The sequence below is a fragment of the Sutterella wadsworthensis 2_1_59BFAA genome (assembly GCF_000297775.1).
Classification (GTDB): domain Bacteria; phylum Pseudomonadota; class Gammaproteobacteria; order Burkholderiales; family Burkholderiaceae_F; genus Sutterella; species Sutterella wadsworthensis_A.
This window is the reverse complement of sequence record NZ_JH815513.1, coordinates 136425-151802: the sequence shown is the minus strand read 5'-3', so window position 1 is coordinate 151802 and position 15378 is coordinate 136425. Positions and strand designations below refer to the sequence as shown.

At 64.7% G+C, this 15378-nt stretch carries 13 protein-coding genes; all 13 read left to right on the top strand.

The genetic code is table 11. From position 1 onward, the window contains the following. The first annotated feature begins 17 nt into the window (after nucleotides 1-17). On the top strand, nucleotides 18-1373 hold the full coding sequence (gene rimO, locus HMPREF9465_RS00585; RefSeq protein WP_005433106.1) for a 30S ribosomal protein S12 methylthiotransferase RimO: 1356 nt from the start codon (nucleotides 18-20) through the stop codon (nucleotides 1371-1373). Between the two features lie 301 nt (nucleotides 1374-1674). Further along, complete coding sequence (locus tag HMPREF9465_RS00580) at nucleotides 1675-2493, top strand: formate/nitrite transporter family protein (protein WP_005433104.1); 819 nt, start codon at nucleotides 1675-1677, stop codon at nucleotides 2491-2493. 200 nt (nucleotides 2494-2693) lie between these two features. Beyond that, nucleotides 2694-4766, top strand: coding sequence for a hypothetical protein (locus HMPREF9465_RS00575; protein ID WP_005433102.1), 2073 nt, complete (start codon nucleotides 2694-2696; stop codon nucleotides 4764-4766). After that, the gene (truA, locus tag HMPREF9465_RS00570) at nucleotides 4763-5569 is read left to right on the top strand and encodes a tRNA pseudouridine(38-40) synthase TruA (RefSeq protein WP_005433100.1); all 807 of its coding nucleotides are present in this window, start codon (nucleotides 4763-4765) and stop codon (nucleotides 5567-5569) included. The genes HMPREF9465_RS00575 and truA overlap by 4 nt, the downstream gene beginning before the upstream one ends. 118 nt (nucleotides 5570-5687) lie before the next feature. After that, nucleotides 5688-6563, top strand: coding sequence for an acetyl-CoA carboxylase, carboxyltransferase subunit beta (gene accD, locus HMPREF9465_RS00565; protein WP_005433098.1), 876 nt, complete (start codon nucleotides 5688-5690; stop codon nucleotides 6561-6563). A 104-nt stretch (nucleotides 6564-6667) separates the two neighbouring features. Then, nucleotides 6668-7996: a bifunctional folylpolyglutamate synthase/dihydrofolate synthase gene (locus HMPREF9465_RS00560; protein WP_005433097.1), complete on the top strand. Its 1329-nt coding sequence runs from the start codon at nucleotides 6668-6670 to the stop codon at nucleotides 7994-7996. A gap of 48 nt (nucleotides 7997-8044) precedes the next feature. After that, nucleotides 8045-9247: an SPOR domain-containing protein gene (locus HMPREF9465_RS00555; RefSeq protein WP_005433095.1), complete on the top strand. Its 1203-nt coding sequence runs from the start codon at nucleotides 8045-8047 to the stop codon at nucleotides 9245-9247. Nucleotides 9248-9349: 102 nt separating this feature from the next. Next, complete coding sequence (locus HMPREF9465_RS00550) at nucleotides 9350-9856, top strand: CvpA family protein (RefSeq protein ID WP_005433093.1); 507 nt, start codon at nucleotides 9350-9352, stop codon at nucleotides 9854-9856. 140 nt (nucleotides 9857-9996) lie between these two features. Further along, nucleotides 9997-11499 (top strand): amidophosphoribosyltransferase, encoded by a 1503-nt coding sequence (gene purF, locus HMPREF9465_RS00545; protein ID WP_005433091.1) that lies wholly within the window; start codon nucleotides 9997-9999, stop codon nucleotides 11497-11499. A gap of 90 nt (nucleotides 11500-11589) precedes the next feature. After that, entirely contained in the window at nucleotides 11590-11919 is a 330-nt protein-coding gene (locus HMPREF9465_RS00540; RefSeq protein ID WP_005433089.1) for a rhodanese-like domain-containing protein, read from the top strand. Nucleotides 11920-12074: 155 nt separating this feature from the next. Further along, nucleotides 12075-13478: a 3-isopropylmalate dehydratase large subunit gene (gene leuC / locus HMPREF9465_RS00535; RefSeq protein WP_147645186.1), complete on the top strand. Its 1404-nt coding sequence runs from the start codon at nucleotides 12075-12077 to the stop codon at nucleotides 13476-13478. 14 nt (nucleotides 13479-13492) lie between these two features. Further along, entirely contained in the window at nucleotides 13493-14137 is a 645-nt protein-coding gene (leuD, locus tag HMPREF9465_RS00530; protein ID WP_005433082.1) for a 3-isopropylmalate dehydratase small subunit, read from the top strand. A 715-nt stretch (nucleotides 14138-14852) separates the two neighbouring features. Further along, nucleotides 14853-15347 (top strand): ESPR domain-containing protein, encoded by a 495-nt coding sequence (locus HMPREF9465_RS00525; RefSeq protein WP_005433080.1) that lies wholly within the window; start codon nucleotides 14853-14855, stop codon nucleotides 15345-15347. Nucleotides 15348-15378 lie beyond the last annotated feature (31 nt).

Sequence of the window (15378 nt, the reverse complement as noted above, 5' to 3'; positions counted from 1 at the left end):
TACAGGTTCAGACTCCCATGTCCCACAAGATTCCCGTCGTCGGCTTCGTTTCCCTCGGCTGCCCCAAGGCCCTCGTCGATACGGAGCGGATCGTCACCGAGCTCCGCGCCCGAGGCTACCGCATCGGCACGAGCTACCACGACGCCGACATCGTGATCGTCAACACCTGCGGCTTCGTCAACGAGGCCGTCAGGGAAAGCCTTGACGCCATCACCGAGGCGCTCGCCGAAAACGGCCGCGTCATCGTCTGCGGCTGCCTCGGCGGCCGCAAGGAGGCCGACGGCAGCAACTACGTGTTGAACCACTGCCCGAAGGTGCTCGGCGTCACGGGCCCCGACTCCGTCGATGACGTCATCGCGATGGTCGAGACCCATCTGCCGCGTCCCCACGAGCCCTGGGGCGATCTGGTGCCCGCCTGCGGCGTGCGCCTCACGCCCAAGCACTACGCCTACCTCAAGATCAGCGAGGGGTGCAATCACCACTGCACGTTCTGCGTCATCCCGAACCTGCGCGGCGGCCTCGTGAGCCGTCCTGCGGGCGAAGTGATCCGCGAGGCCCGCAACCTCGTCGACGCGGGCGTCAAGGAGCTCCTCGTCATCAGCCAGGACACGGCCGCCTACGGCGTCGACCGCCGCTACGCGCTCGATCTGCGCGCCAATCCGCCGCTGCGCACGCATCTGCTCGACCTCTGCAGGGGCCTGGGCGAGCTCGGCGTCTGGACGCGCCTGCACTACGTCTATCCGTATCCGTCCGTCGACGAGATCGTGCCGCTCATGGCCGAGGGCCTGATCCTGCCGTATCTCGACGTGCCGTTCCAGCATGCGCACCCGCGCGTGCTCAAGGCCATGAAGCGCCCCGCGAGCGCCGAGAAGAACCTCGAGCGCATTGCCGCCTGGCGTGCGGTCTGCCCCGACATCACGATCCGCTCGACCTTCATCGCGGGCTTCCCCGGCGAGACCGAAGAGGAGTTCGAGTACCTGCTCGACTTCCTGCGCGAGGCCAGGCTTGACCGCGTGGGCTGCTTCGCCTATTCGCCCGTCGAGGGCGCCCAGGCCAACCGGCTCCCCGGTGCGCTGCCCGACGAGGTTCGCGAGGAGCGCCGCAACCGCTTCATGGAGGTTCAGGCCGAGATCTCGGCCGAGAAGCTCCGCGCCAAGATCGGCACCGTCGAGGAGGTCATCATCGACGAGTACGACGACGAGGCAGGTCTTGCCATCGGTCGCACGAAGGCCGACTCTCCCGAGATCGACGGCAAGTGCTATGTCGAGACCCTCACGCCCTACAAGCCGGGCGACTTCGTGAAGGTCCGCATCACGGGCAGCGAGGAGTACGACCTCGTGGGCACGCCCGAAGACGAGGTTCAGACGAGCTGATTCGTCCGAAACGCATCACGCAGAAGGCTTCGAGAGCCCAGGAAACAGGCGCTCTCGAAGCCTTCGTCGTTTTCGGAAGACGGGCGCGGAAAAAAGTGAATACATCTTTCGGCGAAAATTGGAAGTAGTCGCCCGAAGGGGCGCGAAAACTTCAATACAATGTCCGTTCCTTTGATTCCGCCGTTTCAGGTCAGGCTCCTCCGAGCCAGAAGCTGCGGCCGGTTTGGAAAACGACGCCTCGTCCGAGGACGCTTTCCAAACGGGCCTCGCCCACAGTTATTCAAACATTCCGGAGCTTCCCATGACCGACAACAGCGCACTGCGTCCCGACGCACTCACCCCGAAGGAAATCACCGAAAAGGTGCTCGGCCTCGGGGTAACCAAAAGCAGCATGGATCTGCGCACCCAGCTGCCCCTCACCGTACTCGCCGGCTTCTATATCGGGCTCGGCGGGCTCTTCTGCACGCTCTTCATGAGCGACTCCACGCTTCCCTTCGCAGTGCAGAAGTTCATGGGCGGTGCCGTCTTCTCGCTCGGCCTCTACCTCGTGCTCGTCGCAGGTGCCGAGCTCTACACGGGCAATACCATGCTCGCGGGTGCGGCCGTCGACGGCCGCATCAGCTGGGGCGCGGCGGTCATGAACTGGGTGCGCGTCTGGCTCGGCAACTTCGTCGGGGCCCTCGCGCTCGTCACGCTCGTCTACTTCGCGCACGTGGCCGACACGGGTCCCATGGCCAAAGGCATGATGAGCATCGCCGTCGGCAAGCTTTCCGCCGACTGGACGACGATCATGATCAAGGGCATCCTCTGCAACCTGCTCGTGTGCCTCGGCGTCTGGGTGGGCTATGCGGGCCGCACCGTCGTCGACAAGGCCGTGGGCGTCGTGCTTCCCGTCTCCGCCTTCGTGGCGCTGGGCTTCGAGCACTGCGTGGCGAACATGTACTTCCTGCCGCTCGCCTTCGTCCTCAAGCTTTCGGGCTACGCGCCCGAGGGCGTGCCGCTCGACGTGATCACGATCGAGAACATCGTCAAGAACCTCTCTGCCGCCACGGTCGGCAACACCATCGCGGGCGTCGTTCTCGTCCTCATGTACTGGGCTGCCTTCAGAAAGCGCGCCTGAGTATCCTGAAACGGCTTCCCGAAGCCGCCGTCGCCCGCGGGCACGGCGGCTTTTTTCAGGCCTGAAGCGGGTGCCGCACGGGCTCGCCCTGCGGAAAATGCGTATTTCCGCTCGCACGGTTCCATGCGGTATTATCAACAGGTTATTCATGACTCCGCGAAACGCCCGACGGGCTTCGCGGGCCTGTTCGGAATTGACTGATGTTCAGAAAAAGCATGCTGGCGGGCGCAACGGCGCTTGCAATCCTCGGCTTCGCCGTTTCGGCGCAGGCCGTCTCGCTCGGCGACCTGACTGTCGAAAGCAAGCCGGGTGAGCCCCTTGAGGCCCTGTTGGAGATCAACGACCTCGATCTGACGATCTCTCCGCTACTCGTTCGCGTGGCGCCTCCCGCCACCTACCTGCGCGAAGGCGTGAACTGGCCTTCCCAGGTTCAGGACCTCAAGCTTGCGCGCGACGGCAGCAACGGCACCGTGCGCCTGCGCCTCTACGGCGAGCAGGCTCTTCAGTCAGGCAGCTTCCCGCTTCTCATGGAGATGAACGCAGGCGGCACCGTCACCGTCCGCGCCTATGAAGTGCAGACGAAGGACGGCTCATTCGTCGTGACACCTTCGGCCGAACGCACCACCGTCAAGGGCGAGCCCCGCCGCCTCTCCCCCGAGCCGCTTGTCGTGCCCAGAGAGCCTGAGGCCGCTCAGGACAATCAGGAGGCGAAGAAGGAGGGCAAGGCCGAGACGAAGTCCGAATCCAAGGCCGAATCCGGGGCCGCAGCGCTCGCCGTGAAGACGGCTGCCGCCTCGCAGAAGGAAGTCTCCGCCGCCTCTGCCGAGAAGCAGGGGAAGATCCGCCGCAAAGGCCGCTATGCGCCCAACGTCGTCAAGGAATACGTGGCGCTCAACGGTTTCGACGCTTCGCAGGCCTTCCACGTGCAGCAGGACATGACCCTCTGGTCCGTCGCCTTGCTCTACTGGCCGAGCTACCGCGGCGCCACGCTCGAGCAGCTCGTCATCGCATTCCGAAACCTCAACCGCACCGCCTTCAAGGAAGGCGATCCGGGCAGGCTCGAGGTCCGTTCCGTCCTCAATCCGCCGACGGTCGAGGAGGTCCTCGCCATTGATCCCGTCGCCGCCTTCCACGAAGTGCACGGTGCGGACACGGCCATTCCCGGCCCCACGCAGAATCTGATTGACGCCCAACGGCTCTCCGGCGAGGCCGCCGCGAAGGTGGCCGATGCTCAGGACCGCGAGCGCACCGCAGGCAAGGCCCCCGAGGTCGTCGCCGAGGCGGGCCAGCAGGCCCTTGAGGAGGAGAAGGCCGAGGCCGTCAGGGAAGAGGCCGAAGCCGCTGAGGCGCGTGCCGAAGCAAAGGCCGCCGAAGAGGCCGCGGAGAAGGCTGCAGCCGCAGAAGCTGCGGCCGCTGAAAAGCCCGCCGAGTCCGCCAAGCCGGCAGAGCCCGCCGCCGATGCGCCCAAGGTCGAGCCCGTCAAGACCGAGGCGCCCGCCCGGCCGGCTGATGCCGCAGGCTCCGGCGGCACGAACAACTTGCTCTTCTGGGGCGTCGGCGCCCTCGTTCTGGCGCTTCTCGCCTTCCTCGGCCTTCGCTCGCGCAAGCGTGAGGAAGATCCCGTCGAGGAGAAGAAGCCCGTTGCCGTCCAGATTCAGAAGGATGTCCCGCCAACCTCCGAAGCCCAGCTCAAGGCCGTCAGCACGACCGTTGACGAAGCCGTGAAGAACGGCACGACCGCCGGCGCCATGGGCGCGGGCGCGATGGCCTACGCCATGGCGCAGAAGAACGAGACCCGGAATTCCGAAAAGGCTCTGAAGTCCGAAGGAACCGGGGCCCCGGCTGACCAGCCGTGGCTCGAGCCCGATGACGACGAGCTGCCGCCGCTTGACGAAGAGGAGAAGGGCCCCGTGCTCGGCGCCTCCAGGCAGGCTGCCGCCGTTCTCGAGGGCGTCTCGCTGGAGCTTGACGATGCGGTCGCCCCCGCTCAGACTTCCGCCCCCGCCGCCGCTCCTGCAGCTGCCACGCCTGCTCCCGCGGAGCAGAAGCCCGCAGAACAGCCCGAGCCCGCGGAACCCGAAACCGACAAGGAACGTGCGCTTGCCAAGGCGCTTGACGCCAAGCTCAAGCTCGCCACGAGCTTCGTGAGCCTCGGCGCCGTGGACGAGGCCCTCGAGCTTCTCCAGGAAGTGAAGCGCCGCGGCGGCGACGAGCTTCGCCATCGCGCCGAAGTCCTTGAAGAACGCATCAAGACTCAGACGGATCCGAAGTGAAGATAGCGCTTGGCATTGAATATCGCGGCACGGGCTTCAACGGCTGGCAGATCCAGCCCGACTGCCCGTCCGTGCAGCAGGCGCTTGAGGATGCGCTTGAGACCTTCCTGCAGGTGAAGACGCCGACGATGTGCGCGGGTCGCACGGATACGGGCGTGCACGCCATGCAGCAGGTGGTGAGCATTGAGACGCAGGCCGACCGCCCCGAGCGCAGCTGGGTGCGCGGCCTCAACACGTACCTGCCGCCCGGCGTCGCCGTGCGCTGGGCAAGGCTCGTCGACGACGACTTCCACGCGCGCTTCTCCGCACGCTCGCGCACCTACGAGTACTGGATTTACAACGATCCCGTGCGCTCTCCCATTCTCGACGATCTGACGGGCTGGGTCTTCCGCCCGCTCGACGTCGAGCGCATGCGCGAGGGTGCCGCCTGCCTCGTGGGCGAGCACGACTTCACGAGCTTCCGCGCCTCCGAGTGCCAGGCCTCGGGTCCCGTGCGTACGATCCGCCGCCTCGAGCTTGAGCGCCGCGGCCGCCTCATCGGCGTGCGCATCGAGGCCAATGCCTTCCTGCAGCACATGGTGCGCAACATCGTGGGCACGCTCATCTACGTGGGCACGGGCCGCGAGAAGCCCGAGTGGGTCGAGGAGGTCCTCAAGGCGCGCAGCCGCGCCGCGGCCGCGCCCACCTTCAGCCCGAACGGCCTATACCTGATGGGCGTGGGCTACGAGGATCCGTCCATCCCCGCCGCGGGGCCGAGTCCCTTCGGCTGGGAGGATCCCGAGCATCCTTCCGCTAATCCGTGAAGCCGATGCGGGGCGCGCCTTTGGGATTCCTCCCGGGCGATATAATTGGCGCAGTTTTGAAACGGTCCGTCCCCGCCGTCGCACGGCAGGGAGCGGACGAACCTGAAATGAAGAGCTTATGAGCTGGATTACGCACATTCTCCCCAAGATCAAGCGCGAGGACGACAACGAGCGCAAGCCGAGTCCGATTCCCGAAGGCGTCTGGACCAAGTGTCCGGGCTGCGAGCAGCCGCTTTACACGGAAGAGCTCCGCGCCAGCCTTCAGGTCTGCCCGAAGTGCGGCTACCATCACCGTATCGGCGCCCGCCAGCGCCTTCTCGCCTTCCTTGATCCCGAGAGCGCCGTCGAAATCGCCGCCAACGTGCGCAGCGTGGACCCGCTCGGCTTCGTCGACAGCAAGCCGTATCCGAAGCGCATCGCCGCGGCCGAGGCGGCCTCGGGCGAAACCGACGCGCTCATCGCGATGTCGGGTACGTTGCGCAGCCAGCCGATCGTCGCGACGGCCTTTGAGTTCCGCTTCCAGGCGGGCTCCATGGGCAGCGTCGTCGGCGAGCGCTTCTCCCGCGCCGTCGACGAGGCGATCCGCCTGCACGCGCCCTTCGTGTGCTTCGCGGCTTCGGGCGGCGCCCGCATGCAGGAGGGCCTTCTCTCCCTCATGCAGATGGCCAAGACGACGGCCGCCATCACGCGTCTGCACAAGGCCGGGCTCCCCTTCATTTCGGTGCTCACCGACCCGACGATGGGCGGCGTCTCCGCCTCGTTCGCTTTCATGGGCGACGTCGTGATCGCCGAACCCAAGGCCCTCGTGGGCTTTGCGGGCCCGCGCGTCATCGAGCAGACCGTGCGTGAAAAGCTCCCCGAGGGCTTCCAGCGCGCCGAGTTCCTGCTTGCCAAGGGCCAGATCGACATGATCGTCGACCGCCGCGAGATGCGCTCGCGCATCTCCTGCCTCACGCAACACCTGATGCGCAGGCCGCCCGTGGCGGGCGCCTGACGCACGGCTCTCCCGACCCGCACGCATTTTCGAGCCGCCCGAGACGAGCGCAGGACGCATCGTTCGGACGGCTTTTCCATTTTCCAGACTGGAGATTCCCTTTCATGTTTGATGCCAAGACCCTTGACGCGTGGCTCACGCACATCGAAGTGCTGCACTCGAAGCCCATCGACCTCGGACTCGATCGCATGAAGACCATGGTCGAGCGCATGGGGCTCGACTTCTCGTCCCGAACCGTCATTACCGTGGGCGGCACGAACGGCAAGGGCTCGACCTGCGCGATGCTCGAGAGCATCTACCGCGCGGCGGGCTACACAACCGGCATGCACACCTCGCCGCACCTCATCCGCCTCAACGAGCGCTGCGTAGTCAACGGGCGCGAAGTAGACGACGAACGCCTCATGGACGCCTTCCGCGCGGTCGAGAAGGCCCGCGGCGACATGACGCTCTCCTACTTCGAATACACGGCGCTCGCCATCCTCAGGATCTTCCGCGAGGACGAGCTCGACGTCGTGATCCTCGAGATCGGGCTCGGCGGCCGTCTTGACGCCATCAACACGATCGACTCCAACGCCGCCGTCATCTCGACGATCGGCATCGACCACGTCGCCTTCCTCGGCAACACGCGCGAGGCGATCGGCCTCGAGAAGGCTCACATCTACCGTCCGGGCTGCCCCGCCGTCTGCGCCGACGCCGACGTGCCCGCCACGGTGAGGAATCATGTCGAGCAGATCGGCGCGAAGCGACTCTTCGCGGGCGAGGACTGGACGGTGACGGTGAAGGAGAACGGCACGTTTACGTTCGCTCAGGGCGCGACGCTCTTCGAGGACCTGCCCGAGCCCGCGCTCGCCGGCGTCAACCAGTACCGCAATGCGGGCGGCGTCCTCTCCGTCATCGCCTCCCTGATGGACCGCGTGCCCGTCACGCTCGACGACATCCGCACGGGTCTGCGCCAGGTCCGCCTGACGGCCCGCTTCGAACTCATCACCACCGATCCCGTGCCCACCGTCATCGACGTCGGTCACAATCCGCAGGCGGCCGAGGTGCTTCTCACCAACGTCGTCCGAAGCCGCAGGCCCGGCGAACATACGATCGCCGTCTGCGGCATGCTCGCCGACAAGGACATGGCGGGCGTGACGCACATTCTTGCCGACGCCTTCGACGAGTGGCACGTCGCCTCCCTCACGGGGCCGCGCGCCGCCACCGCAGCACAGCTGCACGAAGCTATGCTTACGGCGGGCGTCGAGCCCGGCCGCATCCACGAGCACGCCGACGTTGCGCAGGCGCTCGCCGCCGCGCGCGAGAGCGCCGTAAAAATTGCAGGCGGCGCAGAATCGGGCGCGGAACAGGCTGTTAGAATCGTCGTATTCGGCTCCTTCGTCACCGTGACCGCCGCGCTCGAAGTCTTCGCAGGGGAAGGCATCGCTCGCTGATGCAGCGAAGGACCGGAAGACCCAACACCACCTGAGGGGCCACACGCCATGCAGTTTCCCAATCCGTTCAAAAAAGAGAAGCCGGCCGAACAGGCCGCCGAAGCGCCCCGCATCGAGCCTCAGCTCGGAGGCGAAGGCGGAGAGCCCTCCCCCTGGGATGTCCGCGAGGATCCGCCGGCCTTCAACGTCGTGGGCGAGGAAAAGCCGCTCGTCGAGCCCGAACGCGCTGCCGAGCCCGTTCCGGAGTCTGTTCAGACTCCCGTTTGCTCTCCCGCGGCGCCCGCAGCATCTGCGGACCCTGTTGCACCCGCTCCCGAGTCTGCGCCGCGCGGCTCCCTGTTCGTCGAGCCGAAGGCTCCGCAGCCTGCGGCCAAGATCGAGCCGCGCCTCGCGCCCCGCGCGGCGGATGCCGCGCCCGAGACCCGTCTCGTGATCGGCGAAATCGGCAGTGCGCCTTCGCCCGAGGCGCCGCGGCGTCCCGCGCCCGAACCCGAGGCCGCCGCGCCCGCAGGGGACGAGGAGCCGACGGGGAAGAAGCGTCTCAGGATGCCTGCGTTCGGATTCATGAAGAGGAAGGCCGCGCCGCTTTCCGACGAGGTCGAGGACGACGTGCCCGACGAGGAGATCCTTGTCCAGCGCCAGCGCACCCGCTACAGGCTCGTGGGTGCCGCCGCCCTGATGCTCGGCGTCATCGTCGTCTCGCCGCTTTTGCTCGACAGGGAGCAGGACGTCAAGCCGCCCGTCTCGACCGAGATTCCGGCCGTGCCCGAAACGGCGAGGACGACGCTCAACGCCCTGCCCGGCAGTTCGGGCGACGTCGACGTGACGGCCAACGGCGCCGCCGCGGAGCAGTCCACCTCCAGAGCCAACCTTGCCAACGAGGCTCGCCAGCCCGTGAAGACGGAGCCCGCGCCCAAGGCCGAGGCCGCCAAACCCGCGCCTGCGCCCGCCGCCAGGCCCGAGCCCAAGAAGGCCGAGGAAAAGCCTGCGAAGAAGAGCTCCGCCACGGACGGCAAGGGCTTCTACGTTCAGGTGCTCGCGACGAGCAGCGAGCGCAATGCCGAAAAGCTCGTCAGGGAGCTTTCCGCCAAGGGCTATCCGGCCTACAAGGTTTCGGTGAGCCAGAAGGCGGGCACGCTCTGGCGCGTGCGCGTGGGCAACTACGCGACCCGCGACGAGGCCCGTGGCGTTCAGGGTACGCTTGTGCTCGACGGCCACACGGGCCAGCTCATCGTCGGCAACAATCCCTAGGCGCCCGCCGGCTCGTAAACGCCTGAGGGGCGGGATATCCCGAACGCCCGCCCCCATTCCTGCTATAGTAACGGCTTCATCAATTCTGCAGCCTTTTTCAAGATGACTGAAATCGACTGGATCATCTGTGCCCTGCTCGTTCTTTCGACGGTGGTGGGCATCATGCGCGGCGTCATCCGCGAAGTGCTCTCGATCGTCGGCTGGGTGGCCGGCTTCATGCTGAGCATGAGCTTCGCGGGTGAAATCGCCGACCGCGTTCCGCTCGATAGCATCGGCTACATTCCGCGCGTGATCATTGCGGCCGTTCTGATTCTTGTGGCCTGCCTCTTCGTCGTCGGGCTCTTCGGCTTCATTCTGCGCAAGATGCTCGAGGTGGCTGCACTCACCTTCGAGGACCGCATCCTCGGCGCGGCATTCGGCTTCGTGCGCGGCATCATCGTTGTGGCCGCCTGCGTGTTCTTCTTCGGGCTGTCGCAGTCGCTCAGCTCAAGCCGCATGTGGCAGCAGTCCGTCATGATCGGACCTGCCGAGACCGTGATCGAGTGGTCGATGCCCTACATGCCCGAGTGGATTCGGGCGCTCAGAGGCACGAAGGTGACGGGATTGTGACGAATTTCATCAAGGGGACCTTGCACATGCATGGTCCCCTTGGTCGTTTTTAGACGACTTTTTTCTCTCAACTCTCCTCAATCACAGCCTGCCGCCGATCCCTCGTTGGTGCGGCACGGGCTAAAGGAAAAACAAGCATCATGTGCGGGATTATCGGCCTGATGTCCGACACGCCGGTCAACCAGCGTGTCTATGACGCGCTTCACCTCTTGCAACACCGCGGCCAGGACGCCGCCGGCATTGCGACACTCGACGGCCTTCAGTTTCACTTCTTCAAGGGGCTCGACCTCGTGCGTGACGTCTTCCGTACGCGCAACATGCGCGACCTGACGGGCAGCATCGGCATTGGCCACGTCCGCTACCCGACTCAGGGCAACGCGACGTCGCCTGACGAATGCCAGCCCTTCTACGTGAACGCGCCGTTCGGCATTGCGTTCGCGCACAACGGCAACCTGACGAACGCGGACGACCTGCGCCGCGAACTCTACGACACGGACCGCCGCCACCTCAACACGACGAGCGACTCCGAGGTTCTTCTCAACGTGCTCGCCTCCGAGCTCTCCCGCGCCACGAGCGAGGGCCGGCGGCTGACGAAGACGGCCGTCTTCGACGCGGTTCGCGCGCTGCACCGCCGTGTTCGCGGCTCCTACGCCTGCGTCGCCGTGATCGCGGGCAAGGGCATGCTCGCCTTCCGCGATCCCTGCGGCATTCGTCCGATCTGCTGGGGCTCCAACAAGCTTGAGAACGGCTTCACGGAGTACATGGTGAGCTCCGAGTCCGTGACGATGATCGGCCTGGGCTTCAAGACCGAGCGTGACCTTAAGCCGGGCGAGGCCATGTGGATCGACCTCGAGGGCAACGTCTCGTTCTCGCAGTGCGCCGACGAGCCCTCGCTTCATCCGTGCGCCTTCGAGTTCGTCTACTTCGCCCGTCCCGACTCCACGATCGACGGCATCAACGTCTACGCCGCCCGCCTGCGTCTGGGCGAGATCCTCGCCGACCACGTGAGGGAGGCCGTCGACCTCAAGGACATCGACGTCGTGATGCCGATTCCCGACAGCGCCCGCCCGTGCGCCCAGCAGCTCGCCCAGGTGCTCGGACTGCCGTATCGCGAAGGCTTCATCAAGAACCGCTACATGGGCCGTACCTTCATCATGCCCGGCCAGACGGTCCGCAAGAAGAGCGTGCGCCAGAAGCTCAACGCCATGCCCGTCGAGTTCGAGGGCAAGAGCGTCCTGCTCGTCGACGACTCCATCGTGCGCGGCACGACCATGACCGAAATCGTGCGCATGGCCCGCGAGGCCGGCGCCGTCAAGGTCTTCGTGGCCTCGTCCGCCCCTCGCGTCATGTTCCCGAACGTCTACGGCATCGACATGCCGACGCGCTCCGAACTGCTCTGCGGCGACGGCAAGAGCGCCGAGGAGGTCGCGAAGATCCTCGGCGCCGACGCCGTGATCTACCCGCCCGTCGAGGACCTCAACAAGGTGCTCTGCGACATGAACCCGTCGGTCGAGTCCTTCGACTGCTCGTGCTTCGACGGCCGCTACGTCACGGGCGACATCACACCCGAATATCTTGACGCACTCGACGCGAAGGCCGCGGCCGCCAAGACCGCGGTGAAGGCGGCGGGCTCCGACGACTGAAGCAGCCCGAGCCTGCGCTAAAATCGGCACGCATCCGGCACGCACGGAGCGTGCCGATTCTTTATGAAAAATACATTCAGGAGGTTCGATATGGACGATCGCAATTCCGAAGGCTTCTCGACCATCACTCCCGAGGAAGCCAGAGCCATGATGGACGACGGCGACGTCGTCATCCTCGACGTGCGCGAGCCCTCGGAGTTCGCCACGGGCCACGTGCCCGGCGCCATCAACGTCCCTCTGGGCGAAATCCGCATGGGCCGCACGCTTCCCGAATGCCCCGATCTCGACAAGACCGTCCTCATCTACTGCCGCTCGGGCCGACGCAGCAACATCGGCGGCAGGATCATGGCGGCGAGCGGCTACCGCGACGTGCGCAACTTCCTCGGCGTCATCCAGTGGCCCTACGAGCTCGTGCGCTGAACGCCGCCTTCGAAATCCGAGGGCCGGCGGATTCGGATTGCAACATCGGGCAGGGGACAATTTCTATATGAAAATCTATATTTGGGTGTAAAATTTTCTACAAATGAGCCGCCTCTCCTCAGGCCCTGAGGCGGATGATGTTTGGAGAAGTCCCGATGGCCCGAACTCTGTACCGGAAGATTCTCGACAAGCACGTGGTGCGCGCGATCGACGCGAACACCGTGCTGCTCTATGTCGATCTGCATTTTGCGAACGAATACACGAGCCCGCAGGCGTTTGCGGGCCTCGTCGAGCGAGGCGTGAAGGCGCCCGTTCCCGACGCGCACCTCTGCGTCGTGGACCACATCATTCCGAGCGCGGACGTCACGCCGCGCGTCATTGCCGACGCGGCCTCGCTGCGTCAGGCCGAAACGCTTGAGGCCAACTGCCGCCGCAACGGCATCGACGCCTTCTACGGCGCGAATGACCCGCATCAGGGCATCGAGCACGTCGTGGTGGCAGAGCAGGGACTCGTGCGTCCCGGCATGGTCGTCATCTGCGGCGACAGTCACACCACGACCCACGGGGCGCTCGGCGCCCTCGGATTCGGGATCGGAACCTCTGAAATCGAGCACATTCTTGCGACGCAGACGCTCGTCTATCGTCTGGCGAAGACGATGCTGATCCGCATCGACGGCGAGCTGCCCGAGGGCAGCACGGCCAAGGATCTGGCGCTCACGGTGCTTCGCACGATCAGCGCCCGCGGTGCGCTCGGACATGTGGTCGAGTATCAGGGCAGTGCGGTCGATGCGCTTTCGATCGAGGGCCGCATGACGCTCTGCAACCTCACGGTCGAGGCGGGCGCCCGAGGCGCCCTGATCGCGCCCGACGAGAAGACGACTGCGTGGGTCGAGGCCCATGTGCCCGATCTTGCGGGAGAGGAGCTTGAGGCCGCCCGCAGCTTCTGGCGGACGCTCGCGCCCGACGAAGGCGCCGTCTACGACCGCACGGTGACGATCGACGCTTCGAGCGTCAGGCCGATGGTCACCTGGGGCACAAGTCCCGACCAGTGCACGGCGATTGACGAGCCGATTCCCGAACCCGAATCCTTCGCGGATCCGATTGCGCGCGCAGCCGCCCGTCGCGGGCTCGCCTATCAGGGACTTGAGCCCGGCATGACGATGGAAGACGTTCCCGTGCAGCACGTCTTCATCGGCTCCTGCACCAATGCGCGTCTTGCGGATCTTCGCGCCGCAGCCGGGATCCTCAGGGGGCGGCATGTGGCGCCGGGCGTCCGCGCACAGGTGGTGCCGGGTTCCATGGAGGTGCGCCGCCAGGCGGAAGAGGAGGGCATCGCGCAGATCTTCCGCGACGCGGGCTTCGAGTGGCGAAAGAGCGGCTGTTCGCTCTGCCTCTGCATGAACGACGACATTCTGGAGGCGGGCGTGCGCTGCGCCTCCACCACGAACCGCAACTTCGAGGGCCGTCAGGGGCGAGGCGCCCGCACGCACCTCGTGAGCCCTCAGATGGCCGCAGCTGCGGCCGTGACGGGCAGGTTCACCGACTGGCGCCGTCTTTGAGAAGGAGCATTGCAATGGAAAAGCTGACCACGCTCACGGCCGTCGCCGCACCGCTTCCGATCGACAACTGCGACACCGACCAGATCATGCCCAAGCAGTTCCTGCGCGGCATCGACAAGTCGGGGCTCGCCCGCGGCGTCTTCTTCAACATGCGCTGCAATCCCGACGGCTCGCCCAGAGCCGACTGCGTCTTCAACAGGCCCGGATTCGAAAAGACCGCGATTATCTGCGCGGGTCCGAACTTCGGCTGCGGCTCGAGCCGCGAGCACGCCGTCTGGGGCCTGATGCAGATGGGCATCCGAGCCGTCATCGCATCGGGCTTCGGCGAGATCTTCTACTCGAATTGCTTCAACAACGGTCTCCTCGCCTGCCGCGTCAGCCCCGAGGACGCTGCGGCGATCATGGCCGCGCTCTCCGACACGACGCCCGTCGAGCTCACGGTCGACCTGGTCGCGCAGGAAATCCGTGCGGGCGACGGCGTCTGGTCCTTCGAGGTCGCGCCGAGACACCGCACCATGCTCATGGAAGGCCTTGACATGATCGCCGCCACGCTGCGCGACATGGACGAGATCGAGCGCTTCCGAGCCGCGCACGAGGCCGAGTTCTCCTGGATGACGGGACTCGCGGGCAAGGCGAAGCGAAGGCTTGAAGGCCGCTGACCAGCACGGGGTCCATGCACAGGACCGGGATCCGCTCCCGGTCTTTTTTCACTCATGCTGATTCGTTTCCCCATGGCTTGCCCGGGGTTGGTCTGGCGATCGGATCACCGAGCACGTGAACCGAGGCTGACGGCGCCGTCATGCATGTCCATCATTCGGTTGGAAGATTCATTGATCAACCTTCCTGAACTTTTCGACAAGGTTCCTGAAAAAGTGGTCGACTCGCGGCAGTTTCGCCGGCGCTGATCACTGCTGAGACTCTGATCCTGTCGAGCTCCACTTGGAGCATCTTGAGTCCCCTACAAAGACACTCGCCTCTCGCCCTGATTACGCTCCATCGTCTGCTGCCTCTCCACAATCAGATCCTCAGCCTTTTTCAAGCATGCTTGAGCTTGCGACCAACTGCCCGGATGTCGCACCAAGAAGAGAATGCTTCTTGGACAGCTGTGATGCCAAACGCCGATTTTCAAAGGACACTGTTGCAATCCAACCACAACCATCAAAAAAGGTTTACGTGTATAGACAACTTTTGCGTATCTTTTGAGATCTCGTCGAAAGGATTGTGCTGTAGGCTATTTCGTGTAGTTGTCAATTGCTCGATAAAGCGATATTAGGGTTTCTACCTCCCTATGAGACCATCTTAATCCTCAAAACTCTCCTTGAAGCCTTTCTTCAATCCCGATTTAATTCGTTTCACTGTTTTGAGGTAACTGTAATGAATTCGACATTCAAAGTTGTTTTCAACAAGGTTCGCGGAGCCTTGATGGTTGTCAATGAAGTAACTTCGTCAGTGCAGTCTGGCAAGACTGCAGCTGTGACAGTTGCGGCCATTGGCGCGATGGCAGCGGGCTCGGCGCTTGCTGCTGATCTTGGTCATTTCACCGAGGCCGACAGCGGAAAGACATTTGTTGTTGAGAGCTATCTTGGAAATAACCTTGGTCGTTGGGACGGCAGGGATATTACGCTGGATGGACAAACCGATGTGACCATTCAGTCGTCCGGCATGACCTTTGGCAAGGTCATTGGTAAGGACGCGACCATCAATTTTGTCAATGATCGTGCCGATGGTATGTCAACCGGTCTCCTCATCGACGGCAAAATTGATCCCGTGCATACGTATTCGACGGGTCCGATGACGGTCAAGGTGAGAGCGTCAGAAATTTTGTGTCCATGGGATAATCGGAGCCCGCCAAACGGGTGCATCCAATGAACACGAACACCAAACGCAATTCTCGTAAGAA